Annotated in this window: 26 protein-coding genes and 1 tRNA gene; 19 read left to right on the forward strand and 8 right to left on the reverse strand. The window is 49.3% G+C overall.

From position 1 onward, the window contains the following. Nucleotides 1-2 precede the first annotated feature (2 nt). From spoVAC to spoVAE, 3 genes are read left to right on the forward strand one after another with little or no spacing between them, the layout of a single operon-like run. Nucleotides 3-479 (forward strand): stage V sporulation protein AC, encoded by a 477-nt coding sequence (gene spoVAC / locus IEW48_RS01820; RefSeq protein ID WP_188622342.1) that lies wholly within the window; start codon nt 3-5, stop codon nt 477-479. A gap of 3 nt (nt 480-482) precedes the next feature. Continuing rightward, the gene (spoVAD, locus tag IEW48_RS01825) at nt 483-1,508 is read left to right on the forward strand and encodes a stage V sporulation protein AD (RefSeq protein ID WP_188622343.1); all 1,026 of its coding nucleotides are present in this window, start codon (nt 483-485) and stop codon (nt 1,506-1,508) included. A gap of 5 nt (nt 1,509-1,513) precedes the next feature. Beyond that, nucleotides 1,514-1,870 carry a stage V sporulation protein AE gene (gene spoVAE, locus IEW48_RS01830; protein WP_007505546.1) on the forward strand — a complete coding sequence of 119 codons (357 nt, stop codon included), beginning with the start codon at nt 1,514-1,516 and terminating at the stop codon, nt 1,868-1,870. 12 nt (nt 1,871-1,882) lie between these two features. Here the strand turns inward: spoVAE and IEW48_RS17365 are convergent, their stop codons facing one another. Further along, nucleotides 1,883-2,008, reverse strand: a complete 126-nt coding sequence (locus IEW48_RS17365) for a hypothetical protein (protein ID WP_268236519.1) — start codon at nt 2,006-2,008, stop codon at nt 1,883-1,885. 34 nt (nt 2,009-2,042) lie between these two features. Between IEW48_RS17365 and IEW48_RS01835 the strand changes: the two genes are divergently transcribed. From IEW48_RS01835 to IEW48_RS01895, 13 genes are all read left to right on the forward strand, one after another. Further along, on the forward strand, nt 2,043-2,777 hold the full coding sequence (locus tag IEW48_RS01835; protein WP_188622344.1) for a YetF domain-containing protein: 735 nt from the start codon (nt 2,043-2,045) through the stop codon (nt 2,775-2,777). A 282-nt stretch (nt 2,778-3,059) separates the two neighbouring features. Continuing rightward, nucleotides 3,060-3,605 (forward strand): bifunctional pyr operon transcriptional regulator/uracil phosphoribosyltransferase PyrR, encoded by a 546-nt coding sequence (gene pyrR / locus IEW48_RS01840; RefSeq protein ID WP_188622345.1) that lies wholly within the window; start codon nt 3,060-3,062, stop codon nt 3,603-3,605. Nucleotides 3,606-3,698: 93 nt separating this feature from the next. Next, nucleotides 3,699-4,949, forward strand: coding sequence for a solute carrier family 23 protein (locus IEW48_RS01845; RefSeq protein ID WP_188622430.1), 1,251 nt, complete (start codon nt 3,699-3,701; stop codon nt 4,947-4,949). A 303-nt stretch (nt 4,950-5,252) separates the two neighbouring features. Continuing rightward, on the forward strand, nt 5,253-6,227 hold the full coding sequence (locus IEW48_RS01850; RefSeq protein ID WP_188622346.1) for an aspartate carbamoyltransferase catalytic subunit: 975 nt from the start codon (nt 5,253-5,255) through the stop codon (nt 6,225-6,227). Next, complete coding sequence (pyrC, locus tag IEW48_RS01855; protein WP_188622347.1) at nt 6,193-7,479, forward strand: dihydroorotase; 1,287 nt, start codon at nt 6,193-6,195, stop codon at nt 7,477-7,479. Before IEW48_RS01850 ends, pyrC begins: the two co-directional genes overlap by 35 nt. Nucleotides 7,480-7,514: 35 nt before the next feature. After that, nucleotides 7,515-8,639: a carbamoyl phosphate synthase small subunit gene (locus IEW48_RS01860; protein WP_188622348.1), complete on the forward strand. Its 1,125-nt coding sequence runs from the start codon at nt 7,515-7,517 to the stop codon at nt 8,637-8,639. Next, nucleotides 8,629-11,853: a carbamoyl-phosphate synthase large subunit gene (carB, locus tag IEW48_RS01865; RefSeq protein WP_188622349.1), complete on the forward strand. Its 3,225-nt coding sequence runs from the start codon at nt 8,629-8,631 to the stop codon at nt 11,851-11,853. The genes IEW48_RS01860 and carB overlap by 11 nt, the downstream gene beginning before the upstream one ends. Continuing rightward, on the forward strand, nt 11,846-12,673 hold the full coding sequence (locus tag IEW48_RS01870; protein ID WP_188622350.1) for a dihydroorotate dehydrogenase electron transfer subunit: 828 nt from the start codon (nt 11,846-11,848) through the stop codon (nt 12,671-12,673). Before carB ends, IEW48_RS01870 begins: the two co-directional genes overlap by 8 nt. Next, the gene (locus tag IEW48_RS01875) at nt 12,670-13,614 is read left to right on the forward strand and encodes a dihydroorotate dehydrogenase (protein ID WP_188622351.1); all 945 of its coding nucleotides are present in this window, start codon (nt 12,670-12,672) and stop codon (nt 13,612-13,614) included. The genes IEW48_RS01870 and IEW48_RS01875 overlap by 4 nt, the downstream gene beginning before the upstream one ends. Further along, nucleotides 13,595-14,317: an orotidine-5'-phosphate decarboxylase gene (gene pyrF, locus IEW48_RS01880; RefSeq protein ID WP_188622352.1), complete on the forward strand. Its 723-nt coding sequence runs from the start codon at nt 13,595-13,597 to the stop codon at nt 14,315-14,317. Before IEW48_RS01875 ends, pyrF begins: the two co-directional genes overlap by 20 nt. Then, a complete protein-coding gene (gene pyrE / locus IEW48_RS01885) occupies nt 14,318-14,947 on the forward strand; it encodes an orotate phosphoribosyltransferase (RefSeq protein WP_188622353.1) in 630 nt (209 codons plus the stop codon). 88 nt (nt 14,948-15,035) lie between these two features. Further along, complete coding sequence (locus IEW48_RS01890; RefSeq protein WP_188622354.1) at nt 15,036-15,629, forward strand: CapA family protein; 594 nt, start codon at nt 15,036-15,038, stop codon at nt 15,627-15,629. Next, the gene (locus tag IEW48_RS01895) at nt 15,614-15,763 is read left to right on the forward strand and encodes a hypothetical protein (RefSeq protein ID WP_188622355.1); all 150 of its coding nucleotides are present in this window, start codon (nt 15,614-15,616) and stop codon (nt 15,761-15,763) included. The genes IEW48_RS01890 and IEW48_RS01895 overlap by 16 nt, the downstream gene beginning before the upstream one ends. A 37-nt stretch (nt 15,764-15,800) precedes the next feature. Here the strand turns inward: IEW48_RS01895 and IEW48_RS01900 are convergent, their stop codons facing one another. Continuing rightward, nucleotides 15,801-17,015 carry an MFS transporter gene (locus IEW48_RS01900; RefSeq protein ID WP_188622356.1) on the reverse strand — a complete coding sequence of 405 codons (1,215 nt, stop codon included), beginning with the start codon at nt 17,013-17,015 and terminating at the stop codon, nt 15,801-15,803. A 48-nt stretch (nt 17,016-17,063) separates the two neighbouring features. Between IEW48_RS01900 and IEW48_RS01905 the strand changes: the two genes are divergently transcribed. Next, nucleotides 17,064-17,603 carry a DUF84 family protein gene (locus IEW48_RS01905; protein WP_188622357.1) on the forward strand — a complete coding sequence of 180 codons (540 nt, stop codon included), beginning with the start codon at nt 17,064-17,066 and terminating at the stop codon, nt 17,601-17,603. 10 nt (nt 17,604-17,613) lie between these two features. Here IEW48_RS01905 and IEW48_RS01910 read toward each other — a convergent pair. Both IEW48_RS01910 and IEW48_RS01915 read right to left on the reverse strand, forming a co-directional pair. Further along, a tRNA-Ser gene (locus IEW48_RS01910) sits at nt 17,614-17,706 on the reverse strand. Nucleotides 17,707-17,870: 164 nt separating this feature from the next. Continuing rightward, on the reverse strand, nt 17,871-19,397 hold the full coding sequence (locus IEW48_RS01915) for a carboxypeptidase M32 (protein WP_188622358.1): 1,527 nt from the start codon (nt 19,395-19,397) through the stop codon (nt 17,871-17,873). Nucleotides 19,398-19,527: 130 nt separating this feature from the next. On the opposite strand from IEW48_RS01915, the gene IEW48_RS01920 reads away from it, so the two are divergent. Further along, a complete protein-coding gene (locus IEW48_RS01920) occupies nt 19,528-19,899 on the forward strand; it encodes a DUF3054 domain-containing protein (protein WP_188622359.1) in 372 nt (123 codons plus the stop codon). Between the two features lie 39 nt (nt 19,900-19,938). Beyond that, the gene (locus tag IEW48_RS01925) at nt 19,939-21,381 is read left to right on the forward strand and encodes a nicotinate phosphoribosyltransferase (RefSeq protein WP_188622360.1); all 1,443 of its coding nucleotides are present in this window, start codon (nt 19,939-19,941) and stop codon (nt 21,379-21,381) included. Nucleotides 21,382-21,495: 114 nt separating this feature from the next. Here the strand turns inward: IEW48_RS01925 and ligD (IEW48_RS01930) are convergent, their stop codons facing one another. The 4 genes from ligD (IEW48_RS01930) to IEW48_RS01945 all read right to left on the reverse strand — a co-directional run bounded on the left by ligD (IEW48_RS01930) (nt 21,496) and on the right by IEW48_RS01945 (nt 26,020). Then, the gene (ligD, locus tag IEW48_RS01930) at nt 21,496-22,419 is read right to left on the reverse strand and encodes a non-homologous end-joining DNA ligase (protein WP_188622361.1); all 924 of its coding nucleotides are present in this window, start codon (nt 22,417-22,419) and stop codon (nt 21,496-21,498) included. Then, complete coding sequence (gene ligD / locus IEW48_RS01935) at nt 22,380-23,372, reverse strand: non-homologous end-joining DNA ligase (protein WP_188622362.1); 993 nt, start codon at nt 23,370-23,372, stop codon at nt 22,380-22,382. Before ligD (IEW48_RS01935) ends, ligD (IEW48_RS01930) begins: the two co-directional genes overlap by 40 nt. Continuing rightward, nucleotides 23,369-24,181, reverse strand: a complete 813-nt coding sequence (gene ku / locus IEW48_RS01940) for a non-homologous end joining protein Ku (RefSeq protein WP_188622363.1) — start codon at nt 24,179-24,181, stop codon at nt 23,369-23,371. Before ku ends, ligD (IEW48_RS01935) begins: the two co-directional genes overlap by 4 nt. A 117-nt stretch (nt 24,182-24,298) precedes the next feature. Next, the gene (locus IEW48_RS01945; protein WP_188622364.1) at nt 24,299-26,020 is read right to left on the reverse strand and encodes an Rqc2 family fibronectin-binding protein; all 1,722 of its coding nucleotides are present in this window, start codon (nt 26,018-26,020) and stop codon (nt 24,299-24,301) included. Nucleotides 26,021-26,045 lie beyond the last annotated feature (25 nt).

The following is a 26,045-nucleotide window of genomic DNA, read 5'->3' on the forward strand; positions in this document are numbered from 1 at the left end:
GAATGTCTGATAAAAAGAAAAAAACACTGACCCCCACTCAGAAAGAGTACCAGCTTTTTGCCAAGGTACGGGAACCTAAACGCCCTCTCTTGATGAATTGTTTGCGCGCGTTTATAGCAGGGGGCACTATTTGTGCGCTGGGACAAGCCATCACCTTGTTTTATACGACTTTTTTTGACTTTACCGAGCGGACGGCAGGGGATCCGACAGTGGCGACCCTTATTCTCATTGGAGCATTGTTGACGGGATTTGGGGTGTATGACCGTATAGCCCAGTGGGCCGGTGCAGGGACAGCGGTACCTGTGACTGGCTTTGCCAATGCGATTGCTTCAGCGGCTATTGAGCATCGCAGCGAGGGTTTTGTCTTAGGTGTCGGGAGCAACATGTTCAAACTGGCCGGTCCCGTCATTGTCTTTGGTGTGGTAGCCGCTTTCTTTATTGGCATTATCCACTATCTCATCACGAATTTAGGAGGATAATCAATGCTGCAAGGTCATCAGACGTGGGTTTTTCCCAGCCAGCCCGTTATTGCCTCGGCTGCCAGCGTGGTTGGCCCTTTTGAAGGAAAAGGGCCGTTAGCCCGTGATTTTGATTTGATCCATGGTGATACCTGGGTAGGACAGGACAGTTGGGAAAAGGCAGAAAAGAGACTGCTGGAAGATGCTTGTGAAAAAGCAATCGAAAAAGCAGGGCTGGAAAAAGAACAGATTCAATTTTTTATCGGCGGGGATTTAATGTCTCAGCTGATTTCCAGCAATTTTGCGGCACGTACACTTGCGGTCCCTTTTTTAGGCGTCTTTGGTGCGTGTTCAACCTCGATGGAAGGGCTGGCTTTAGCGGCCCAACTGGTGGACAGCGGAAATGCCCAAACCGCCTTATGCGGAACAAGCAGCCATAATTCCGCAGCTGAAAAAACGTTCCGCTATCCGACAGAATACGGGGGACAAAAACCCCCTACGGCTCAATGGACGGTCACTGGAGCCGGAGCAGCCATTATTCAGTCCGACCAAAAAGCGGTCTCCAATACAGGGCTCCATATTACCTCCTGTACGATAGGAAGAGTCGTGGATATGGGCATCACCGACCCGTTCAATATGGGGGGGGCTATGGCCCCTGCGGCAGTGGACACCATTGAAGCCCATTTCAGGGACTTGAGGGTTTCTTTTGCCGATTATGATTTGATTGTTACCGGAGATTTGGGACGTGTCGGTTATCGCATCGCTTATGACCTGATGAAAAAACACGGCCTTGATGTCTCAGAGGACAAGTTTCAAGATTGCGGCATCTTAATGTATGGAGACCATCCTGAGGTTCTGGCCGGAGGAAGCGGAGCGGCCTGTTCCGCTGCGGTGACCTATGGTCATCTGTTTAAAGGCATGCTGGAGGGGAGATGGCGCAAAATTATGGTGGCAGCTACTGGGGCCTTGTTATCTCCCATTACGGTTCAGCAAAAGGAAAGCATTCCTTGCATTTGCCATGCTGTCGTCATTGAAAGAAGAGGAGGATGAGGCAGATGATTGCCAGCTTCTTTTGGGCGTTTGTTGTAGGAGGGCTTATTTGCGTGATTGGACAGATCATGCTGGATTTCTTTAAGCTGACCCCCGCCCATACTTTAACCATACTGGTGGTGAGCGGGGCCGTTCTGGATGGATTGGGACTGTATGAACCACTGATCGATTTTGCCGGTGCGGGCGCCACCGTTCCGATTACCAGTTTCGGTAACGCCCTGGTTCATGGGGCTTTGGCTGAAGCAGAAAAAAACGGTCTCGTTGGCATTGTCACCGGAATTTTTGAAGTCACCAGTGCCGGTATCTCTTCAGCCATTATATTTGGATTTTTGGCCGCACTGATTTTTAAACCAAAGGGGTAAAAAGAAAGCGAATCAAGAGCCAAGGCTGTCCCACAGTTCGTAGAAATAATAAATGTCCACCAAAAGTGCTTGGTCATCTTCCGCTTCCACACTTCCTTTGATCCTGGCCAGTGCGAACGCATCATAAATGGCAAACAAGGATCTAAATCACGGAATTTGGAGGTTAGCCGCCGTGTTTGAGTTTTGGACAGGCTCGGAACAGTTACCTGTTTGGGGCTTTTTGCTCAGAGCCCTGATTGTCTATATCTACACGTTTGTGATCCTGAAAATCTTGGGTCAACGGTCGATTGGTACCATCCATCCCCTTGACTTTTTATTTGGTGTGATTATCGGGGATGTACTTGGGGAGCCGTTGTCTACCGGTAATGTGCCTTTGGGGGGGCCTTTAGCGGCTGCCTCACTGATTGCGGGTCTCCATCTGTTATTGTCTTATATCGCCCTCCATGCGCCGTATTTCCGCCGGGTGGTCGAGGATGAACCGATTATCTTGATTGAACATGGCAAAATTTTGCCAGAACAGCTGAAGAAAACCAAGATCACTGTTGAATCATTGTTAATGGACTTGCGCTTGCGGAACGCGATTGATCTGACTGAGGTGGACTACGCCATCTTGGAATCAAACGGGCAGATCAGCGTGATTAAAAAGAGTGAATATCAGTCAGCGACTGTCAGCGATGTAAAACCAGTCCCTCCAGCACCTAAAGGCTATCCCATAGTTTTGATCTTAGATGGCAAGATTGTCCATCCCAATCTGAAGAAAGTGGGAAATGAAACTTGGCTTGTGGACCAGCTTAGACAAAGGGGGTATCAGCGTCCGGAAGAGGTGTTCCTGATGACCATAGATGAAGGTGGAAAAATTTATATCAGCCCTGAACACATTAAAAGGGGCCAAGTCGCATTGACATAATCAAGGGAATATGCCATAATGATTAAGAACAACTGCATATTCGCACCAACCTTTAATTCAGTCCAGAGAGGCTGGAAAGGTGGCAGGGGACAGTACCATTTAACTGTCCAAGGTGGTGCATCATATCCATGCTTTAAAAAATCCCCCCTAATCTGTGTATGATTTTTGTGTACAAAACATGGCCGGATATGATGTCAACAAAACCAAGATATGCCTTTCCAAGTCTCTTGTGACAAACAAGAGACTTTTTTAATGCCTGCAACATGATAAGGAGGATTGAAGATGTCCAAGACACGGGTGCTAATGGATAAAGATGCGATTCGACGGGCGTTGACCCGCATTGCCCATGAAATTATTGAGCGCAACAAGGGCGTAAACGATTGTATTCTGGTTGGCATCAAAACGAGAGGTGTATATCTTGCCCAACGTTTAGCTGAAAAAATCGGGCAGATTGAGCAGGTTCAGATACCGGTAGGTGAACTGGACATTACCCTTTACCGGGATGATTTAAGCTACAAAAGTGAGGATGAACAGCCTTTGTACAAAGGTAGCAATCTGCCTACGGATATTACGGGTAAAATCGTTGTTTTGGTGGATGATGTGCTTTATACGGGGCGCACGGTGCGGGCTGCACTGGATGCCCTGATCGACCAGGGACGTCCGGCCCGTATTCAGCTCGCCGTATTGGTGGACCGGGGACACAGGGAACTGCCCATCCGCCCCGATTTTGTGGGTAAAAACGTGCCCACATCAAAAGAGGAGCTTATCGCGGTTCAGGTTGAGGAAGTGGATGAAATGGATCAAGTTGAAATCAGGCAAGGCTCATAAAAGAAGCTGCAGAGGCAAAGTTTACACCATACCGATCATTCCGCTGCTTGAAAAGGGAAAGGAGTTACGACATTGGGAGAGAGCAAACAGACAATGGTCATGGATGTGCATGATGTTCCGCGGGCACACCGGTGGCTGATGCTTAGCCTGCAACATTTGTTTGCGATGTTTGGCGCTACCATTTTGGTCCCCTATTTAATCGATGGTTTAGAGCCTGCCGTCGCTTTGATAACCAGTGGGCTGGGCACCCTGGCCTACCTGGCCATTACCCGCGGTCAAATACCGGCTTACTTAGGGTCTTCCTTCGCCTTTATCGCCCCGTTTATTGCTGTCATTGGCGCTGATGGACCTGAAGCAGCAATGTTTGGCAGCTTTCTGGCAGGGGTGGTCTACGGGCTTGTGGCCTTGTTTATTCACTACCTGGGGGTGGATTGGCTGAAGCGGATGCTGCCTCCGGTAGTCGTGGGACCGGTGATCATTGTGATTGGTTTAGGGCTGGCCAGTGTGGCCATTGACATGGCCATGACCATTCCCGGAACGGATGGCGAGTACAGTACCCTTCATTTCACCGTTGCTTTGGTTACCTTGACCGCCACTATTGTGGCTGCCATTTTCATTAAAGGTTTCTTTGGCCTCATTCCCATTTTGATCGGCATTATTGTTGGTTATGTCTACGCCTTTGCCCTGGGCATGATTGATTTAACCCCCGTCCGTGAAGCGAAATGGCTGGGAGTGCCGGACGGTCTTTTGATCCCCTTTGTTACCTATGACCCAGTCATTTCCTGGCTGGGGATTATGGTGATTGTCCCTGTTGCCTTTGTCACTTTGGCCGAACATATTGGAGACCAAATGGTATTAAGCAAGCTGATGGACCGGGACATACTGAAGAAACCTGGTCTGCACCGCTCGATTCTGGGCGACGGCGTGGCCACCATGATTGCCTCCTTGCTTGGCGGACCGCCGAACACAACCTATGGGGAAAACATTGGCGTCCTTACCATTACAAGAGTTTTCAGCTCTTTTGTGATCGGCGGGGCGGCCGTACTGGCGATTATGTTTGGTTTCAGCCCCAAAGTGAGCGAACTGATTAAAACGATTCCCTCCAATGTGATGGGCGGTGTGGCCATCCTGCTGTTTGGGGTGATTGCCCTGCAGGGAATCCGCATGCTGATTGACCAGCGCATTGATTTCGGCCAAAAACGAAACCTGGCCATTGCTTCCGTGATTCTCATTACGGGTGTCGGTGGTGCTTTTATCAACATCACCGAAAATGTGCAAGTGGCTGGCATGGCGCTGGCTGCTATCGTGGGTATTATTCTCAATCTCCTGTTGCCCGAAGCATAAGGTTATAAAGGGATAATGGCAGTACCTTTAAGAACAGTCCCGTGAGGCTGTTAAGGTGCTCTTCTGTATCAACTGGATAAGGGCCGCAAGAGCATGTGTGGTGTGGATCCTTCTGTCTCGCAATGGATGTCTGGAAGATGTCTGGAAGGAGCAAAGACCTGTCTGCACATGCTGAATAGGAGCGGCTTGGCTGAATCTGGTTTGGATGAGCATCTTATCCTCAGGGGAGGGTAAGATGCTTTTTTAGTATCAACGCTTGTGGCAGAAGGTTTTCAATTAACACTTTAAATGGGAGGGCCTACAGTGAAACATTTAACAGGGATTCAACACCTGGATAGTGACCAGCTGAACATGCTGCTGGACACGGCGGAGCGGATAAAGGAATGCGAGGAAGATTATGCAGGTATCTTACAGGGACAATGTGTAGCCAACCTGTTTTTTGAGCCCAGTACCCGGACACGTTTTTCATTCGAAGTGGCCGAAAAACGTTTGGGTGCCTACGTGCTTAATTTTCAAGAGGCGACATCCAGCAGGCAAAAGGGAGAGTCAATATATGACACACTGAAAACATTGGAAGCCATTGGTGTAAAAGCTGCTGTCATTCGTCATTCCCAGAACGGCCTGTTGGATGACATGCACCCCCGGATCGGCTTGGCACTGATTAACGCCGGGACAGGAAATGAGGAACATCCGACACAATGTTTGCTTGATCTGTTGACGATCAAACAGGAGTTTGGCTGCCTTCGGGGATTGAAGGTCGCCATTGTGGGGGACGTTCACCACAGCCGGGTGGCCCGGTCCAATTACTATGGTTTAACCAAGCTGGGTGCCGAGGTGTATTTTGCAGGCCCCCCTTGTCTTAATCAGGCAGGTGCAAGCTGGGTGCCCCGTGGTTGCTGGTATCCCTTTGATGAGCTGGTGGAGGAGATGGACGTGATCATGATGCTCAGGATCCAGCATGAACGGCATGAGCAGGCCTTAACACTGAGCAAGGCAGACTATCATCAGCATTATGGCCTGACAGAGGAAAGAGCCCGGAGGATGAAAAAAGGGGCGATTATCATGCATCCGGCACCAGTCAACCGGGATGTGGAACTCGCTTCAACCCTGGTGGAGGCACCCCAATCGCGCATTTTTAAGCAGATGGAAAACGGCGTCTACGTGCGTATGGCTGTGTTGTACCACCTTTTGGGCCCTGCCGCCAAGCGGCAAGTACAGCCGGTCAATAAAGGAGGAGAGCGACATGGGGCTGTTGTTGAAACAAGCATATATGCTTGACCCAAACGGAAAGCAGCTTGTTCGAGATATTCTCGTTGAAAACGGCAAAATAACTGCCCTTGAGGAGCAGATTGCCGATAAGGGCCATCGGGAGATCAATTGCCGCAACAAATGGGTGTTTCCAGGTTTTATTGATGTTCATGTGCACTTAAGGGAGCCGGGATTTGAAGCGAAGGAAACGCTCGAGACCGGTACAAGGGCAGCAGCCAGAGGGGGTTTTACCACTATTTTTTGCATGCCCAATACCAAGCCGTCCTTGGACCGGCCTGAGTTAATCAAACGGGTGATGAACACAGCTGCCAGGAAGGGCGCAGTCCATGTCCAGCCCATTGCCGCTATCACCAAGAACCAACAGGGAGAGGAGCTGACCGACTTCGCGGCCTTAAAGGAAGCAGGTGCGGCAGCCTTGTCTGATGACGGGGTGGGCGTCCAGTCCAGCTATGTGATGAAACAAGCCATGATCAAAGCCAAAGCACTTGATTTGCCTATTGTGGCCCATTGTGAAGATGACACTCTGGCTGCAGGCGGCGTTGTCCATGAGGGTGTGTTTAGCAAGCGGCATGGTTTGCCAGGAATTCCCTCCGACTCTGAATACATCCATGTCGGCCGCGACATTTTGCTGGCTGAGGAAACCGGGGCCCAATACCATGTCTGTCACATCAGCACCAAAGAATCGGTCCGACTGGTGCGGGAAGGGAAGCAGCGAGGGGTCAAAGTAACGGCTGAAGTGGCTCCCCACCACCTTTTGCTGTGTGATGAGGATATCCCTGGTCCAGATCCCAACTTTAAAATGAATCCCCCTTTGCGTTCCAAAGCAGACCGGCAAGCTGTAGTGGAGGGACTGGTTGACGGTACCATAGACATCATTGCCACTGATCACGCCCCGCATACAGAAGAGGAAAAGAGTCGGGGAATCATCCAAGCCCCCTTTGGCATTGTTGGCTTGGAAACGGCTTTCCCCCTATTGTATACCCATCTGGTTAAAACAGGCACATTAACCCTGGCTCAGCTGATTGAAAAAATGACAGCCAAACCCGCCGAGATCTTCGGGTTGAACAAAGGCAGGCTGGAGATTGGAGCCGATGCTGATCTGACTGTTGTCGACTTGGAACTTGAGCAGCCAATCCGGACGGAACATTTTCTGTCCAAAGGGCGCAACACCCCCTTTGCCGATTGGATCTGCCAGGGATGGCCTGTGGCCACCATCGTCAACGGAGAAGTGGTCTGGCAAGAACAGGCAAGCATGGTTTAACTGCGATTCAGGAGATGAGGAGAGGAGTTCAGATCATGACTCAAAACAAATCGGCTTATTTGCTGCTTGAAGATCGTACGGTGTTTAGAGGCAAAAGTTTTGGTGCAGAAAAGGAAGTGGTTGGCGAGGTCGTTTTTAACACAGGAATGACCGGTTACCAGGAGGTGTTTTCTGACCCTTCCTACTGTGGTCAGATCATCACCTTCACCTATCCTTTGATCGGGAATTATGGCATTAACAGGGATGATTTTGAGGCCCTCCACCCTCACGTAGAGGCGTTGATTGTGAAGGAACATTGCACCGCTCCCCATCACTGGCGCAAAGTGTTAACCTTGGAAGAACTGCTTCAGGAAAAAGGCATACCCGGTATTTATGGGGTGGATACCCGGGCTTTAACCAGACGCTTGCGCATGTGTGGCACCATGAAAGGGATGTTGATTATCGGCCGAGAGCCTAAAGCTGAAGATCATGCCCGTTTGGAGCAGTTGGCCTTGCCGCGGGATCAGGTGGCCCGTGTCTCCACGAAGAACCCATACCATTGTCCGGGAAGAGGAAAGCGGGTTGTTGTGCTTGACTTCGGTGTCAAAGCGGGGATTTTGCGAGAGTTGACCAAGCGGCAGTGTGACATCCGTGTCGTGCCTTATGATACGCCCGCTGAAGAAATCTTGGGCTTGAAACCTGACGGGATTCTGCTCTCCAATGGACCTGGAGATCCCCAGGATGTTCATCAGGCTCCGCAAACAATTAAGTCCCTTCTTGGCCAGGTGCCCATTTTCGGCATTTGTCTGGGACATCAGCTGTTAGCCTTAGCCTGTGGTGCCACCACTGAAAAAATGGTGTTCGGGCACCGGGGGTGCAACCATCCTGTCCAAGATGTAGAGAGCAAACAAACTTTCTTATCTTCCCAAAATCACGGCTATACTGTCGCAACTGAATCGTTAACAGGGACGGGATTAAAAGTGACGTTCATCAATGTGAACGATCAAACGGTTGAAGGACTGGCCCACAAGTCTTTACCCGCTTTCTCGGTCCAATTCCACCCCGAAGCAGCGCCAGGCCCCTATGACACCCGCTATTTATTCGATCAGTTTATGGAGATGATGGAGGCCTTTAAGACCAAGAAAAACAGTACAAGGGGGGCAATTAGTTATGCCACGTAGAAAAGATATCAAGAAAATCATGGTGATCGGTTCCGGGCCGATTGTGATCGGCCAGGCGGCAGAATTCGACTACGCCGGCACCCAAGCTTGTCAAGCTTTAAAAGAAGAAGGCTACGAGGTGGTTCTGGTTAACAGCAACCCGGCCACCATCATGACCGATACCAACATGGCCGATAAAGTCTATCTTGAACCGCTCACCCTGGAATTTGTTGCCCGCATCATCCGCCAAGAGAAACCGGACGGCTTGCTGCCCACTCTGGGAGGGCAGACAGGATTAAATTTGGCTGTGGAACTGGCCCAATCAGGCGTGTTGGAAGAGGAAAATGTGGAGTTGTTGGGAACCAATTTGGCAGCGATTCAGCAGGCGGAAGACCGGGAACAATTCAGGGCTTTGATGCAGAAAATTGGTGAGCCCATCCCGGAAAGTGCCATTATCCACTCCATGGAAGAAGCAGAACAGTTTGTGCACAAGATCGGTTATCCAGTCATTATCCGGCCCGCTTACACCCTGGGTGGAACGGGCGGAGGCATTGCCGAAGACGACACCAGTTTAAAGGAGATCGTTTCTACCGGTCTGAAATATTCACCGGTTGGCCAATGTCTGATTGAAAAGAGCATCGCCGGTTATAAGGAGATCGAATACGAAGTGATGCGCGATGCTTCAGGCACCTGCATTACAGTATGTAACATGGAAAACATTGATCCGGTGGGAATCCATACAGGAGACAGCATTGTTGTGGCCCCCAGCCAGACGCTGTCTGACCGGGATTACCAGATGCTGCGCACCTCTGCCCTGAACATTATTTCCGCCTTAAAAATTGAAGGCGGCTGCAACGTCCAGTTTGCCCTTGATCCGGAAAGTGATCAATACTACGTCATTGAAGTGAATCCCCGGGTCAGCCGTTCCTCCGCATTGGCTTCCAAAGCGACCGGCTATCCCATTGCCAAACTGGCGGCTAAAATTGCGGTAGGCTACCGCTTGCATGAATTGAAAAACCCGGTGACGGGACAAACCTTTGCCAGTTTTGAACCGGCCCTTGACTATGTGGTTACTAAAATCCCCCGCTGGCCATTTGACAAATTTTCATCCGCCAACCGTCAGCTGGGCACCCAGATGAAAGCCACAGGAGAAGTGATGGCCATCGGCCGCACCCTGGAAGAATCTCTGTTAAAAGCAGTGCGCTCTTTGGAAATCGGGGCCTGTCATCTGGAGCTGGACACGTTGAAAGCAGCCAGTGTGGAAGAGCTGGAAGAAAAGTGCCGACGGGCGGATGATGAGCGGATCTTTGCCGTGGCAGAAGCCTTCCGCCGCCAGGTCGCGTTGGAAACGGTGCGGGAATGGACACAAATTGACCCTTTCTTCCTGTCTAAAATCAAGCAGCTGGTGGAGCTGGAACACCGTTTAGCAAAACAACCTTTTAATCTCGATCTTTTGCAAGAAGCCAAGCAAAAAGGGGTAACAGACCGTAAAATCGCCCAACTGTGGGGCACGACCGAGCCAGAGGTACGCCTGTTTAGGCAACAGGCCGGCCTGAGGCCGGTCTATAAAATGGTGGATACTTGTGCCGCCGAGTTCGAATCGGCTACACCTTACTACTACTCCACCTATGAACAAGAGAACGAAGTGCCCCAGACGACAGGCAAGAAAATTGTGGTGCTTGGTTCTGGGCCGATCCGCATCGGCCAAGGGATTGAATTTGACTACTCCAGCGTTCATGGGGTGTGGGCCATTAAAGAAGCGGGCTATGAAGCGATCATTATCAATAACAATCCGGAAACCGTCTCAACGGACTTTAACACCTCGGATAAATTGTATTTTGAACCGCTGTATCCGGAAGATGTGCTGCATGTGATTGAACAGGAACAACCAGAAGGCGTCATTGTACAATTTGGGGGACAGACAGCCATCAACCTGGCTAAAGCTTTGGCCACAGCCGGGGTGCGCATTTTAGGCACCGCAATGGAACAAATCGATACGGCTGAAGACCGGGAAAAATTTGAACGATTGTTAGAACGCCTCCATATCCCACAACCGCCGGGGAGAACAGTCACCTCTGTGGAGGATGCTGTTTCTGCAGCCAAGGAGCTAGGTTATCCGGTGCTGGTCCGCCCCTCCTATGTGCTGGGAGGCCGGGCGATGGAGATTGTTTATAACCAGGAAGAGTTGCTCACTTATATGCAAGAGGCGGTCAAAGTGACGCCCGATCACCCTGTCCTGATTGACCGTTACCTATTAGGTAAAGAAGTGGAGGTCGATGCTGTCAGTGACGGGCAGCATGTGCTCATACCAGGAATCATGGAGCATATTGAACGGGCGGGTGTCCATTCCGGGGACTCTATCGCCGTCTACCCACCCCAATCCCTGTCCGAGGCAACAAAACAAACGATTGTGGAAGTGACGACCCAGCTGGCCAGAGGGTTGGAGATCAAAGGACTGCTGAACATCCAGTTTGTCTTGCATGAGGGGCGGGTTTATGTCCTGGAGGTCAATCCCCGGGCTTCCCGCACCGTGCCCTTCCTCAGCAAAATCACGGGTGTCCCCATGGCGAACCTGGCGACCAAAGTGATTCTGGGCGCCACCTTGCCGGAGTTAGGCTATGAGGGGGGTTACTGGCCTGAGGATCAGCTGGTGTCGGTCAAAGTGCCTGTCTTCTCCTTTGCCAAGTTGCGCCGGGTAGACATTCACCTCGGGCCCGAAATGAAATCCACTGGAGAAGTGATGGGCCGGGATGTTAGCTTGGAAAAAGCGTTGTATAAAGGATTATTGGCCGCAGGAATGTCCATCCCGTCCCACGGTTCAGTCCTGTTCACCGTAGCTGACAAAGATAAAGAGGAAGCCGTGGTGCTGGCCCGCCGCTTCTGGCACCTGGGCTTTAAACTGTTGGCCACAGAAGGCACAGCCCGCCGGCTGCTGCAGGAGGGACTGCCTGTAACCATGGTCAATAAAGTGAATGAAGAAGGACCTACCCTTTTGGACCGCATCCGCAAGGGAGAAGTCAGCTTCATTATCAATACCCTGACCAAAGGCAAACAGCCGGCACGGGATGGTTTCCGCATCAGACGGGAAGCGGTGGAAAACGGCGTGGTGGTCTTTACTTCCCTGGATACGGCGACCGCCATGTTGCAAGTGTTGGAATCGATCACCTTTGCCACCATGCCCATGCCAGCGCTCAATCTGTCCCAACCTGAGAAAAGGGGCGTTGCTCATGTCTAAAACTATTCCCCAACAGCCGATAAACCCCCCCAGGGTTCCGCAGGTCTCTTTATTAACCGTAACCTCCAACAGTCCCGTTGCCCGGCAAGTGTACCAGATGACACTTAAAGGAGACGGAGTGAAAGCCATGGTTGAGCCCGGCCAATTTGTGCATATGAAATGCGGCTCGACAGTTTATCCCCTCTTAAGACGGCCGCTCAGCATTTGTGACGTAGATAAGGAAAAGCAGGAGCTGACCATCATTTACCGTGTTGAAGGAGAGGGAACAAGGTATCTGTCCCGTTTGCAAGCGGGAGATACAGTAGATGTGCTCGGGCCTTTGGGCCGTGGTTTTCCCTTGAAGAACAGGATAGAGGGAGAAAGGGTTCTGATCGTGGGAGGAGGCGTGGGCGTCCCCCCTCTCTATTACCTGTCCAAGTGTCTCACAAAACGGGGAGTGGAAGTGACTCATATCCTTGGTTTTAACAGCCGGGAAGACAGTTTTCTGACCAGTGCTTTCGAACAATTGGGGGAGACTTATGTCACCTCCATGGACGGAAGCTTGGGGCACAAAGGGATGGTCACCGATATGGTGGAGCGCTGGGCTCCGGATGACTGGCAGGCTGTCTATGCTTGCGGTCCGCTGCCCATGCTTAAGGCCGTTGAACAGTACTGGTCAGGCTGTCCCCAAACAGAGGTATATCTATCATTGGAGCAGCGCATGGGCTGCGGTGTAGGGGCTTGTCTGGCCTGCGTCTGTCACACGCCGGACTCAGCCACTTCCTACAAAAAAGTATGCACGGACGGACCTGTGTTTAAGTTGGGAGAGGTGATGCTATGACTGTAAAAAACAAAAACCGCTTGGAAGTGCAGTTAGGCTCAATCCGTCTGAAAAACCCTGTCATGCCTGCCTCTGGCTGCTTTGGGTTTGGGCGGGAGTACAGCAAGTTTTATGCACTCGACTGTCTGGGCGCCATTGCGATTAAGGCGACCACCAAGGAGCCCAGGTTTGGCAACCCCACCCCCCGGGTGGCGGAAACGCCGGCCGGGATGTTAAATGCGATTGGCCTGCAAAACCCGGGGCTGGAGGCTGTCCTGGAGCAGGAGCTTCCCTGGCTGGCCGAGTTTGATGTTCCGGTCATCGCCAACATCGCTGGCTCAACAATAGATGAGTACGTTGATGTGGCTGAGAAGATCAGCACTGCTCCCAATGTGGCCGCTTTGGAACTGAATATCTCCTGTCCCAACGTCAAGTGCGGGGGTATCACCTTTGGCACCGATCCACAGATTGCCGCCCATTTGACTGCAGCGGTCAAACAGGTCTCAACAGTACCCGTATTCGTCAAACTGTCACCGAATGTGGGCGACATTGTGGCTGTTGCCAAAGCTGTGGAACAGGCAGGGGCCGATGGACTGAGCATGATCAACACCCTGTTGGGCATGCGCATTGATTTGAAAACGAAACGTCCCATTCTGGCCAATGGGAGTGGCGGATTGTCCGGACCGGCTATTAAACCGGTGGCCATCCGCATGATTTATGAAGTCAGCCAGCATGTGTCCATTCCCATCATCGGCATGGGTGGCATCCAGTCGGCCGAAGATGTGCTTGAATTTTTCCTGGCTGGCGCTTCGGCTGTGGCCATTGGCACGGCCAACTTTGTCGACCCCTATATTTGTCCCAAAATTATTGATGAACTAGAGCCCTTGCTGGACAAACTCGGTGTTGAGCACATTCAGGACTTAACGGGAATGGGGTGGAAGCATGACAACACACAAGCTTAACCCGCTCATCATTGCTTTAGATGTGGCTACTGGGCGTGAAGCGTTTGGTTTGGTTGGACAGATTAATGCTCCTGATTTGTTTGTCAAGGTGGGGATGCAGCTGTTTTACAGCGAAGGCCCTGCGTTGGTACACAAACTAAGGGAGCAGGGCATCAAGATTTTTGTTGATCTGAAACTGCACGATATCCCTAACACGGTGAAAGGGGCAGCAGAGGCCTTGGCCGGAATGGGGATCAGTATGTTAACTGTTCATTGTGCCGGAGGCCGGGCTATGCTGGAGGCGGTACGGGAAGGCGTAGAGAAAGGTGCCTCACTGGATGAACGGCCGCTCATCGTCGGTGTGACCCAATTAACGAGCACCACTGAGCAAGTGATGAATGAAGAAATTGGCATACCCGGTTCCATTGAAAAAGCTGTGCTCCATTATGCCTGTCTGGCCCAAAGTTCAGGATTAGACGGGGTGGTGTGTGCAGCCAAAGAAGTGCATCTGATCAAGCGCACCTGCGGTTCCTCTTTTATCACCGTGACACCGGGTATTCGGCCTGCCGGAAGCAAGCGGCACGATCAAGCCAGGGTAGCTTCCCCACAAGACGCACTGCGTCTGGGCAGTGATTTTCTGGTTGTGGGGCGGGCGATAACCCAGGCGAAAGATCCTGTGGCAGCCTATCAAGCTGTGATTAAAGAAATGAACGAGGTGGTCTAGATGAAAGAAAACATAGCCGAAGCGTTACTATCCATCGGTGCAGTTGAACTGAGTCCCCAACAACCTTTTACCTGGTCCTCCGGCATCAAATCTCCCATTTATTGTGACAACCGCCTGACCATGTCTTACCCTGAGTTAAGAAACAAAATCGCCGACGGCCTGGTGACGCTGATCAATGCCCATTATGACCAGCCCACTGTCATTGTAGGCACTGCTACTGCTGGCATTCCCCATGCTGCCTGGGTGGCTGAACGGATGAACCTGCCCATGGCTTATGTCCGTTCCAAAGCCAAAAGCCACGGTAAACAAAACCAGATCGAGGGTGTGATTGCTGCCCAAGACAGAGCTGTTGTCGTAGAAGACTTAATTTCTACCGGAGAGAGTGCCCTGAGGGTAGCGGAAGCGCTTCGTCAAGCAGGAGCGGAAGTTCTGGGGGTGGTTGCTATTTTCTCCTATGAGTTAAAGCAGGCTCAGCGGGCCTTCCAAGAAGCAGGTATTTCCTATATCAGTTTAAGTGATTATCCCACTTTGCTCAGGGTCGCACGGCAAAAAGGAGTGTTAACAGAAGAAGAATTATGTAAACTTAAAGGCTGGAATCCGGAGATACCTGTTTCAAATGAAACACTTTAAACCCTGGTGAGTTGAGGTTATGGTATAAATAATGAACTTGTTTTGATATGATAAGTGATAGTAAGGTTTGTTGACAGTGGGGTAAAACATGCGAACAAAATGGTTAATCATCACTTTAATTGTGGCTGTTTTGGCTACCGGGTGCGCTTGGCTTCAACGGCAAGAGACACCTGGGGCGGATAAGCTGCAAATAGAAACACAAGAGAATCAGCAATTTGAGCAACGCCATGTTGGAAGAGAAGATCCAGACAGCATTGAAGAAGCACCAAAGGATCCTCAAAACAAGGCATCCCTTTCAGTTAATGAACTGCGTATCATGGTTGTGGGGGATATCATGATGCATTTGCCCCAGATCGAAGCGGGCAAAACGGCGGGGGGATACGATTTCTTTCCCTTTTTTGAGAAGGTTCAGCCGTTGTTTGAGCAAGCAGACCTCGTACTGGGCAACCTTGAGACCACGTTTGGCGGGCCTGAACGGGGGTATAGCGGTTATCCACTATTCAGTGCACCCGATGAGCTGGCAGAAAACTTGAAGCAAGCTGGATTTGATGTGATTACAACGGCAAACAATCATGCTTTAGACAGCGGCGAACAAGGTGTTATCCGCACGATCGAAACATTGGAAGCAGCTGGTTTGCAATCCACTGGGACGTTTCGGTGCTGCCCATGGACGAAATGTTAGAGCACCGTTCCTACCCCCAATTAACAGGAAAGGATTATGATCTTCTTCACCACCGTTATCAGCAAACATTGAAGCATGTCTCACCTGCCGAAAAGCTTATTAAGCAAGAGCCGCCGGATCAAATAGATTATTAAAGCCGTACAATATTCATTCTTTACGTTGGATTATCTCTCAACCTTTATTTAATTCTTTTTCCATAGAATGGAGCATCAAGACACGGTAATAAATGTAAGCCCCTAAAACCACGGCGCCGGATAAAAGGAACGGAAGCCAGTAGTTCTCATAAGCAAGGATAATACCGCCTAGATAGGCAGCGGCGGTAGATCCCAAATTTCTTGTAATGGATCGCAAACTGGCATGCATACTGCGCTCTTCATCGGGTGTGGTTTGCATGCTTTGTCCTTCCACCACATTGAACCATGCCACAAAGGCACCGCTGCGAAGCAAAAAGAAGGCAATAAACAGCCATACTGGCAAAAAGATGGCTAAGATCACTGAACTTGCAACAGTTAAAACAAACAAGATAAAGGATATTCTGCGCAATCCCCACCGCTCCAACAAGTAAGGTGTAAGAAATGAGGCTGCTGACAGTACAAGTCCATTTAGGGTTAACAGTGCAGCTACTGCTGTATCGGACCATTCCAGGCGGAACTTGACAATAATATTAAAGTAGGGGACCAAAACGGAAAATGCTGCACCGGCAAAAAAAGAAAACCCCACAAAAATGAGCACGTGGCGGCTGGGGATTGATTGCTTAAAGGAAAAGCGATATTGGCCACAGCGACTCCGTGTTTGTTGTTCAGCTGGTAAGAAAGATCTGGCTAGTGTAACCAGCGTCATGGTGGCAGCCATAACGAGCATCGTTCCTCTGTAGTGCTCATGGGCGGGATCCAGCCAGCGTGGCAAGAGGCCCCCAAGCATTGTTCCCAGACCGGTAAAGAGGGTAAAGACTGCAAACATCATGTTATAGGTTTGAGTTTGCTGTTTTTTTGTTTGACAATAAGCAAATAACAACGGAATCTCAGCGCTCAGCATCATGGCCATTCCTAAAGCCCAGACCAGTTGGGCGAGCAAGAATTGGTGAAAAAAAGATCCACAAGCTATGATATAGTAACTTGCGGCAATCAAACCAAGGCCACTGACCAGTATTTTTTTGCGGCCGACCCGGTCGGCTAAAAGGCCGCAAGGAATGGCAAAGACGGCCATCGCAAACGTGCCCAGAGCCGTCAACTTACCGATTTCCACTTCTGTCATGTTCACACCTAACAGATGAAGGTTGAACAGCAGCGTATACAACCCGAAAGCAATACCTAACAATGGCTCACTCAGCAAAAATTGTTTGACGCCTCTGGGTAAACTTAGCAATTCAGAGATATAGCCTCTCAAAATGGTCTCACTCCATCACAAACAGTATGGGTAAAAGGGGGGAGCAGAATGATGAACCCGCTGTTACATATGGCTGTTGGCACGAGATCCTCCAAGAAATTGGAATTCCTTCATGCTGTCCTTGAACAGTTGGATGTCACAGCTGTGCTGTATCCGCTCAATGTGAGCAGTGGCGTTTCGGAACAGCCGCTTACTTCCCTTGAAACGAAAAAAGGCTCCCTCAACCGAGCCAAGCATGCCTTACAGGCTGAATACAGGGCCTCTTGTGCCATTGGCATCGAGATTGGCTATGAACGGGACAGTCAAGGGCGGTACTCTATATTGTGCTGGGCCAGTATAACAGACCGTCAAGGAAGACAAGTCTCAGCCCAGTCTCAGCCCTTCCTTTTGCCGGTTTACCATCACAATATCTTAACTAAAGACCTGCCTCTGGGACAATTTGTAGATGATTATGTGCGTTTAAGTGCTCCTCACAGACAACAGCAGTATCTGGCTAAGATGATTCGAGACCGCGGGCCGTTCATCAGGCAAGCTATTGAGGCTGCCCTGCTCCAATATGTAAACTATGGTCAATTTTTTGACAACTGAGCATAAAAAATGGCGGAGGAGGGGGGATTCGAACCCCCGCGACGCCATTCGACGCCCTAGCGGTTTTCGAGACCGCCCCCTTCGGCCGCTTGGGTACTCCTCCACTGTTCATGTAATTAGCTTGTGACAATCTATTATTATAAGAGAAACTTACACATATTGCAAGAGGGAATGGGTGACAGAAAAATTAAATAAAAATCCCTCATCAGCTGGGTATGATGAGGGAAGCATGTTAGTCATCAATGATTTGGACGTTTTGTGGCCCCGTTAGAGCTGATAGACTTTGCTGTATTTTTCTTCAAAGTAATCAATCAGGTATTTGGCATTTAAATCTTCCCCAGTCACCTTTTTAATGAGTTCTTGGGGAGTATACAATTTACCGTACTGATGAATGTTTTCTCTCAACCATTCTCTGATGGGCAGAAAGTCTCCGTTGCGGATTTTATCATAGAAATCTGACATTTCTTTGCGGATCGTGTACAGGATTTGGGCAGCATACAGATTGCCCAGAGAATAAGATGGAAAATAGCCAAAACCTCCAAAGGACCAATGTATATCCTGGAGCACGCCCTGTGCATCATCAGGAGGTGTCAGGCCTAAATATTCTTCCATCTTTTGATTCCAAATGGACGGCAAATCATCGACCTCAAGCTCACCTGACATCAGTCCTTTTTCAATTTCATAGCGGATCATGATATGCAAATTATAGGTTAATTCATCTGCCTCTACGCGGATTAAGGAGGGTTCCACTGTATTGATGGCCCGGCAAAATTCTTCAATGGACACATCATTGAACTGGTCCGGGAAGAAGCGTTTCAGATCCTCATAAAAATAAGTCCAAAATTCAAAGCTGCGGCCCACCATATTTTCCAGGAACCGGGATTGTGACTCATGAATGCCCATCGAAGTGCCCCCGCGCAGGACAGTCCCCTCAAACTTGGGGTTTACCCCTTGTTCATACAAGGCATGGCCGCATTCATGGATGGTGCCAAAAATAGCGCTGCGCATATCGTTTTCCATGTAACGGGTGGTAATGCGCACATCTTTCGTGTTAATGCCTACGGCGAAGGGATGGGCACTAACATCCAGGCGGCCAGCATCAAGATCGTAACCTAGTTTGGAGAGAACGAACCGGCTAAATGCTTCTTGTTGTTTAATATCAAATGATTGCTGGAAGATGTCCGTGCGGGGTTTATTGGCCGAGTCCTGAATGCGTGCCAAGAGTTCCGTCGTTTTCGCACGCAGGTCGCCGAACAGCTGATCTAATGTTTTAACCGTGAGGCCGGGTTCATATTCATCAAGAAGGGCATCATAAGGATGTTCTTCAAATCCGTAATAATCAATAAATTTCTTTTTAAAGTCAACGATTTTTTTCAAAGTATCCCGGAACAGAGAAAAATCTTTTTTCTGTCTGGCTTCCACCCAAATGTCCTGTGCTTGCGACGTTAAAACCACATACTCCTTATACTCTTCCGGCGGTATTTTCCTTGACCTGTCATAGTTTCGTTTATACTCTCTCACTTTAGCCCGGGTCATCTCATCTAATTGGGCTTGAGCCTCTGGTTGGCTTAAAGTGTCTAAGCATTCCCCCATCTCTTTGGATAATGAAAGTTGGAACACTTCGGAAGATAAAGTGCCCACAGCTTTTGAACGAAAAGCCCGTCCTTTCTTAGGAGCCCCGGTTTGCAAGTCCCAGTTGGCCAGGGATATCAATTCCTCAAAATGGGAGATCTTTTGATCCAACTGTTCTAGTGTTTCCTTTGCATTTTGCACAGCACGTTGGCTCACACGCAATAACCCCTTTCCTGTTATAAACTGAAGTTTGGTTAGGTAAAATCACCTTTTCTAGTATAGCAAAAGGTAGAAATGGTTCTCAATTTGTTGTACATTAGAATCATCAATAAATATTTTGGGGGACTGGAGCATGTTGTCGACTGTTCTTGTGGGTGTTGGAGACGCCATCATTTTGCTTATCTTTGTTATATTAGGCGGTATGGAACACGGCATGGCCATCAGCCCCGGTTTTGTGCTCAACACAGCATGGCCTTTCCTGCTCAGCTGGTTTGTGGTCGGCACCGCTACGGGAGTTTTTCGTCCCGCTGTACTTCACCAGCCCAGACAAGCGTTGAAGACAGTATCCATCACTTGGTTGGTGGCCGGTATACTTGGACTGGCCATCAGAGGTTTGCTGGAACAGGCTGTACCATCTGTGCCGTTCATACTGGTCACACTTGGGTTTAATTATGTGCTGCTCACTGGCTGGAGAGTGATCCTCGCCTTTGTCTGCTCCAGATAGTCGACTAAATCTTAAACAAAGGAGTTTTAGGAGGCAGTGATGAATAAGACGTTGTTAACTGATCTTTACCAAATCAATATGATGTATGCTCATTATAAAAATGGCAAATTGAATCAGCAAACGGTCTTTGACCTCTATTACCGTACAAATCCTGGTCAGAGCGGCTATGCCATCGCGGCAGGATTGGAGCAGGTGGTGGACTACATCTGCCAACTCTCCTTTACAGAGGAAGACATTGCCTATTTACGGTCAGTTGAGCGTTACGATGAGAACTTTATAGATTATTTAAAACAATTCAGATTTACAGGGGAGATTTATGCCGTCCCAGAAGGTACAGTGGTCTTTCCCCATGAGCCCCTGCTTAGGGTCAAAGCCCCGATAGGGGAAGCCCAATTGATTGAGACAGCCGTTTTAAACATCATCAATCATCAAACATTGATTGCCACCAAAGCTTCCCGTATTACCGAAGCAGCTGGAGGCGGATTGGTGATGGAATTCGGACTGCGCCGGGCGCAGGGACCTGATGCCGGCGTTTATGGTGCAAGGGCAGCTTTTATAGGAGGAGTCCAAGCCACTTCAAACGTGCTGGCCGGAAAAAAATTTGGCATACCGGTCAAAGGTACCCATTCCCATGCTTATGTGCAAAGTTATCCGTCTGAGTATGAGGCATTCTTAGCTTTTGCCCGCACCTTTCCGCACAATTGTATTTTGCTTGTCGATACCTACGACACCTTGAACAGCGGTGTGCCTAATGCTATTAAAACCTTTAAAAAAATGAAAGAGGAATTGGGCGATAAATTTAAGAATTATGGCATCCGGCTGGACAGCGGCGATTTGGCTTATTTGTCCAAAGCAGCCAGAAAGATGCTGGACGAAGCCGGTTTTGAGGATGCAATCATTGTGGCTTCCAGCGACCTAGATGAATATTTGATCAGGGATTTAAGGGCGCAAGGGGCTCAAATCGATGCCTGGGGTGTAGGCACTAATTTAATCACATCCAGGGATTGCCCAGCTCTGGGCGGGGTGTATAAACTGGTTGCTGAGGAAGAAAACGGCCGTTTAGTCCCTAAAATCAAAGTGAGTGAAAACCCGCAAAAAATTACCAATCCCGGGTATAAGAAAGTGGTTCGCTTTTATGACCGCAATTCTAAACAGGCGCTGGTCGATTTAATCATGCTGGCAGAAGAGCCGATTCCGACTGAGTCTTTTATTGCGTTTGATCCCGTTAACACTTGGAAACGCAAAACAGTGGAAAACTTTGAGGCCAGAGAGCTGCTGGCGCCCATTTTCAAGAATGGAGAACTTGTGTGTGAGCTTCCGGATTTAACAGAAATTCAACGCTACGCTCAACGGGAAAAGGAGCGGTTTGCCCCTGAAATCAGACGACTAATCAATCCCCATGTCTATCACGTTGACCTTTCTCACCAATTGTGGGAATTGAAGCACCGTTTACTATCACAGGCTAAACAGCTCCGCACATGAACATGAATCTTATAACGGTGTGCCCAGGTCTGTGTAGTTGTGGCAGGCACGGACGATGAAGCAGCATGCGTGTTTGCCCTGTTTGCAGAACGTTTTGTGCAAGCCGCAGCATCTTTAAGCTTTTTGATGTTTCTGAATCCATTCCAATATCATATCAAACGGCTGGTTGTCCTTGACCTCTGTGAAGGCCTGAAAGGGACAACCTTTTTCTTTGAGACGGGAGGGTATCGTTGGCAACGTAAATTGTTCCGGTCTTAACCCGTTGTCCACTTCATCCCAGTATAAAGGCGTCGCGACAAGTGCATCCGGGTTTGCCCGCGGGGAATAAGGGGCAATGATCGTTTTGCCAGGTGCGTGTTGCACATAGTCGATATACAGGCGGCCGCGGCGGTTCTTCTTCAACCGTTCAATCGTAAACAGTCCGGGTTGCTCGGATACCAGAAAGCGCGCAACAAATGCGGTGAACAAGCGTGTTTGCTCGTAGGTATAAGTGTTTTCTGCAAGCGGGATATAGACTTGCAGTCCCTTGTTGCCTGATGTTTTGATAAATGACTTTAAGTCGAGTTTGTCAAATAAGTCCTTCATCATCATGGCCGCCTTGACAGCCAACTGAAAGTGTTTCCTGTGGGGCGGGTCCAGGTCAAAGACGATCTCCGAGGGGTTGTCTGTGTCAAGGGGTTGAAACGGAACATGAAACTCAAGTGCCAACTGATTGCCCAGCCAGATGAGCGTGGCTAAATCGGAACAAACAATGTAGTTGATCCCTTCATGGGTATCTGTCTGCACGAATGGAGGGGCATAGGGAGGGCAATTTTTCTGATAGAAGGATTCTCCGCTGATCCCGTGGGGATAACGGATCACGGTCAGGTGTCTCCTTGCTAAGTAAGGCAGCATATATTCGGCTGTCTCCGACAGATAATGCAAGTATTGTGACTTATTAATTCCCATCTCTGGCCAAACCGTTTTATTCAAGCTGGTCAGGTCAACCAGGTGCCCGTTTATGTTGATCGTCTGCCGCTGTTGATCAGTTTTGACCATGTACAATCCTCCCAATAAACGTCTGTCCGAAAACCGGTAAAACGGGGCTCCCGCAGTTGCTGTTTATAAACCTCCAAAAATTTGATATCCACACACAAACTGGGCTCCATCTTGACCATGGAGCCGGTTTCCTCTGTTTTATTGTTTTTGATAATCTCCAGCAGAGCCCGACGTTCAGCCTCCCTCAAACCATGTGAAAACAAGCCGACCGGATATACCTCCCTGTCCCGTAAAACGCCCACATGAAAGTAGCCATTCTGTTTGTCGTAACCAGTAATAAAACACGTGGCCACCTTATAGTTTTTGATCTTCAACCAATCAGTGGTCCGCTTACCGCTTTGCCAAACGCTGCTGACCCGTTTGGCTACAATGCCTTCTGCATCATTCGCAATCACCGTCTCCCATAGTGCGTCCGGATGATCATACGGCTTTGCCCAGCCGATAGAAGGGAAGGGGACTCTAGACTTGGATTGAGGCTGGGCAAGGGAGTCCAGCAAATGTTCCAGCCGCCTTTTCCGGTCCAGATAAGATTCACGGCGGAAATCTTTTCCTTTTAAGTACAGAAGATCAAAGCAAATAAATGTAGCCGGCTTGTCAAATGCAGCGCGGGCAATTTTTTCAGGGGAACGCAAACGGCCGCGGTGCTGGATCAGGCTGAAGTCCGCTTTGACAGGGGAGGCAAGAATGCAAAGCTCACCGTCCAAAATAAGGGGTAGCTGTTCTTCTAGCTGTGGGGATAAACGCAGGAAGGCCTCCACAATCTCAGGAAAAAGGGAGTTGTACAGATGGCCATTGCGGCTGACAATCTGCACGCCGTCGTTTGAGCAATACAGGATAGCCCGGTAGCCATCAAACTTAAGTTCATACCGCCACTCTGCTCCTGCCGGAATGATGGAGGATAGAGTCGGGAGCATGGGTGAGAGGGCGGGAAGTGTTTGAATTGCATCATTCATGATGTTTTGGCCTTCTTTTTGGTCGTGCGCCGGCGTTTTGTCTTTTTCTTTGTTTGCTGGATACTTTCCTGCAGTGCATCCATCAGGCTCTTAATATCAGTTTCAGGCACTTCCCTGGCAATCTTAATTTCATTTCCTGTAATCTTGTTTTCAATCATGTCCTTTAATTTGGCCCGGTACTCATCTGTATATTTTTCCGGTTCAAAGTCGGTGGTGAGCTGTTCAATCAGCTGCTTGGCCATTTTTAACTCTTTTTCTTCAAGGTCCAGGTCGACGAGTCCAGGAACGTGATCCACAGGACGAATCTCATCGGGATAATGCAGGGTTTCAATCAAGAGAGCCTTCTGATACACCCGGATAGCGGCCAGTTGTTCTTTAGCCCGTAAAATAAACTTGGCCATGGCCACTTTTTCTGTTTCCTCCATGGCCCTCTTTAACAATGTATATGCTTTTTCTCCGTTCTCTGTTGGACCAAGGAAGTACGAACGGTTAAAGTATATGGGATCAATCTCTTTTAATTGGATAAAATCAATGATGTCGATCGTTTTGCTTTTAGCAGCGGCAATCGCTTCCAGTTCATCATCGTCAAGGACAACAAAATGGCCTTTGTCATACTCATACCCTTTGACAATCTCGTCCTGGTCCACTTTTTCTTCGCACACCGGGCACACTTTATCGTATTTAATGGGTGTATGACACTCCTGGTGCAATTGACGCAGATGGATTTGTTTACTTTCAGTAGCAGCAAAAAGCTTGATGGGGATGTGAACCAAGCCGAAGCTGATAGACCCTTTCCAGATTGTATGCATGACCAGACGCTCCTTTGACTCTTCCTGTGGTTAGCATGCCACTCTGTCCTGCGCTTGATAAGGGTAAGATTTACCTTAAAAAAGCATCGGTACGTTGAGAGCGCTGACGGCCATGCTTCAGGCATCAGGGGAGGCGTTGGTCATTAGTTTGGCTACAATTTCTTTATCCGGGGTTACAAAAAGGGTTTTGTGCTGTTCGTAAATGACAAAGCCTGGTTTGGCCCCTTTAGGTTTGCGCACATATTTGACCAGGGTGTAGTCCACTGGAACCTGGCTTGACTCCCGGGCTTTGCTAAAATAAGCGGCCAAAACCGCCGCTTCCCGCAACGTGGTTTCTCCATAGTTTTGGCTGCGGATCACCACATGGGAACCGGGGATATCCTTGGTATGCAGCCAGGTATCGTGAGGGGAAGCCAGACGCATTGTTAAATAATCGTTTTGTTTATTGTTCCGTCCGACCAGAACAGGGATGCCTTCAGATGAGTAAAACGTTGCCGGTTTAGGTTGCGTCTGTTTCTGTTTTTTATGGCGTTTGCCCCGTTCGCGCAGATAGCCCTGTTCGGTGAGCTCTTCACGTATCTCCTCAATGTCAGACCAGGAGGCCTGTTCCAGCTGGTGCAGGAGCGTTTCCAAATAGACCATTTCTTCCTTGGTTTTATTCAGCTGTTCAGTTGCCATCTCTTTGGCCACCTTGGCCTTGTTATATTTTTTGAAGTAGCGCTGGGCATTTTCACTGGGCTCCAGCTCAGGCTCCAGAGGAATGGTGACGGTGCCCCCCTGTTCATCGTAGTAATTAACCACTTCTATTTCTGTTGCCCCCCGCTTAATCTGGTGCATATAAGCGGTCAAAAGTTCTCCGTACAAGCGGTATGTGTCGGCTTGTTCGCTCTCTTTCAAGGTTTGTTCCAGTTTAGTCAGCTTCTTCTTGTTTTTGTTGATTTCTGCTGTAAGACGTTTGATCAGGTCATTGGCTGTCTGTTTCAGCCGGTCTGTCCTTACTTTTTCTGTAAAATAAGTGTCCAGCATTTTGCTCAAGGTGCTATACCGGGTGGGCTTGGCGTCCACATGGGCCAGTGGAAACAGGTAAAAGAGAGATTTTTGGTCTGTTTCCATGATGGCCGGCTCATAATCTTTGGCTTTGATCTTGCCGATCAGCCGGGAAAAACTGTCCCACACTTGATCCTGCCTGGGCAAGCCGGCTTGATGAACGATCTCTTTGGCCAACAGGGGGCTGATGCCTTTAAAGTGCCGTACAATTTGCTGGTCTAGTTTTCCCTGGTTGAAATCCAGTTTGCGCAAAAACATCTCTTTGGTGATTTCAAATGGGTTCAGCTTGCCTTGATCAGGCGGGGATACATAGGGTCGCCCGGGCAAAACAACCCGGTACTGGTTAACGGAAGATGGAACGTGATGAATACTGTCAATGATTTTTTCAGTTTCCGGGTCAATCAAGATGATATTGCTGTGCCGACCCATGATTTCAATCACCAGGCGCTTAACCATGAAATCTCCGATCTCGGTTTTTGAGCGGACATCAATCCAGACAATCCGTTCCGCTGCTGGTTGATGCAAACGCTGGATGATGCCGCCTTCTAAATATTTGCGTAACACCATGCAAAACATAGGGGCTTGTTCTGGATTTGGCAACTGTTCATCCGTAAAATGCAAACGGGGATAGGTAGGGTTGGCCGAGACGAGCAACCGGTGGTTCTTACCCTGGGCGCGAATATGAAGCACAATATCGCGTTCAAAGGGCTGATAAATTTTGGTGATCCGTCCGCTCTTTAATATCTGCATTTCTTCCAGCAAGGCATGTATCATCATTCCGTCAATGGCCATCAGCTTTACCTCCATGTTGAAAGAT

Origin of the sequence: Caldalkalibacillus thermarum, from assembly GCF_014644735.1 — a bacterium.
GTDB classification, from domain to species: Bacteria; Bacillota; Bacilli; order Caldalkalibacillales; family Caldalkalibacillaceae; genus Caldalkalibacillus; species Caldalkalibacillus thermarum.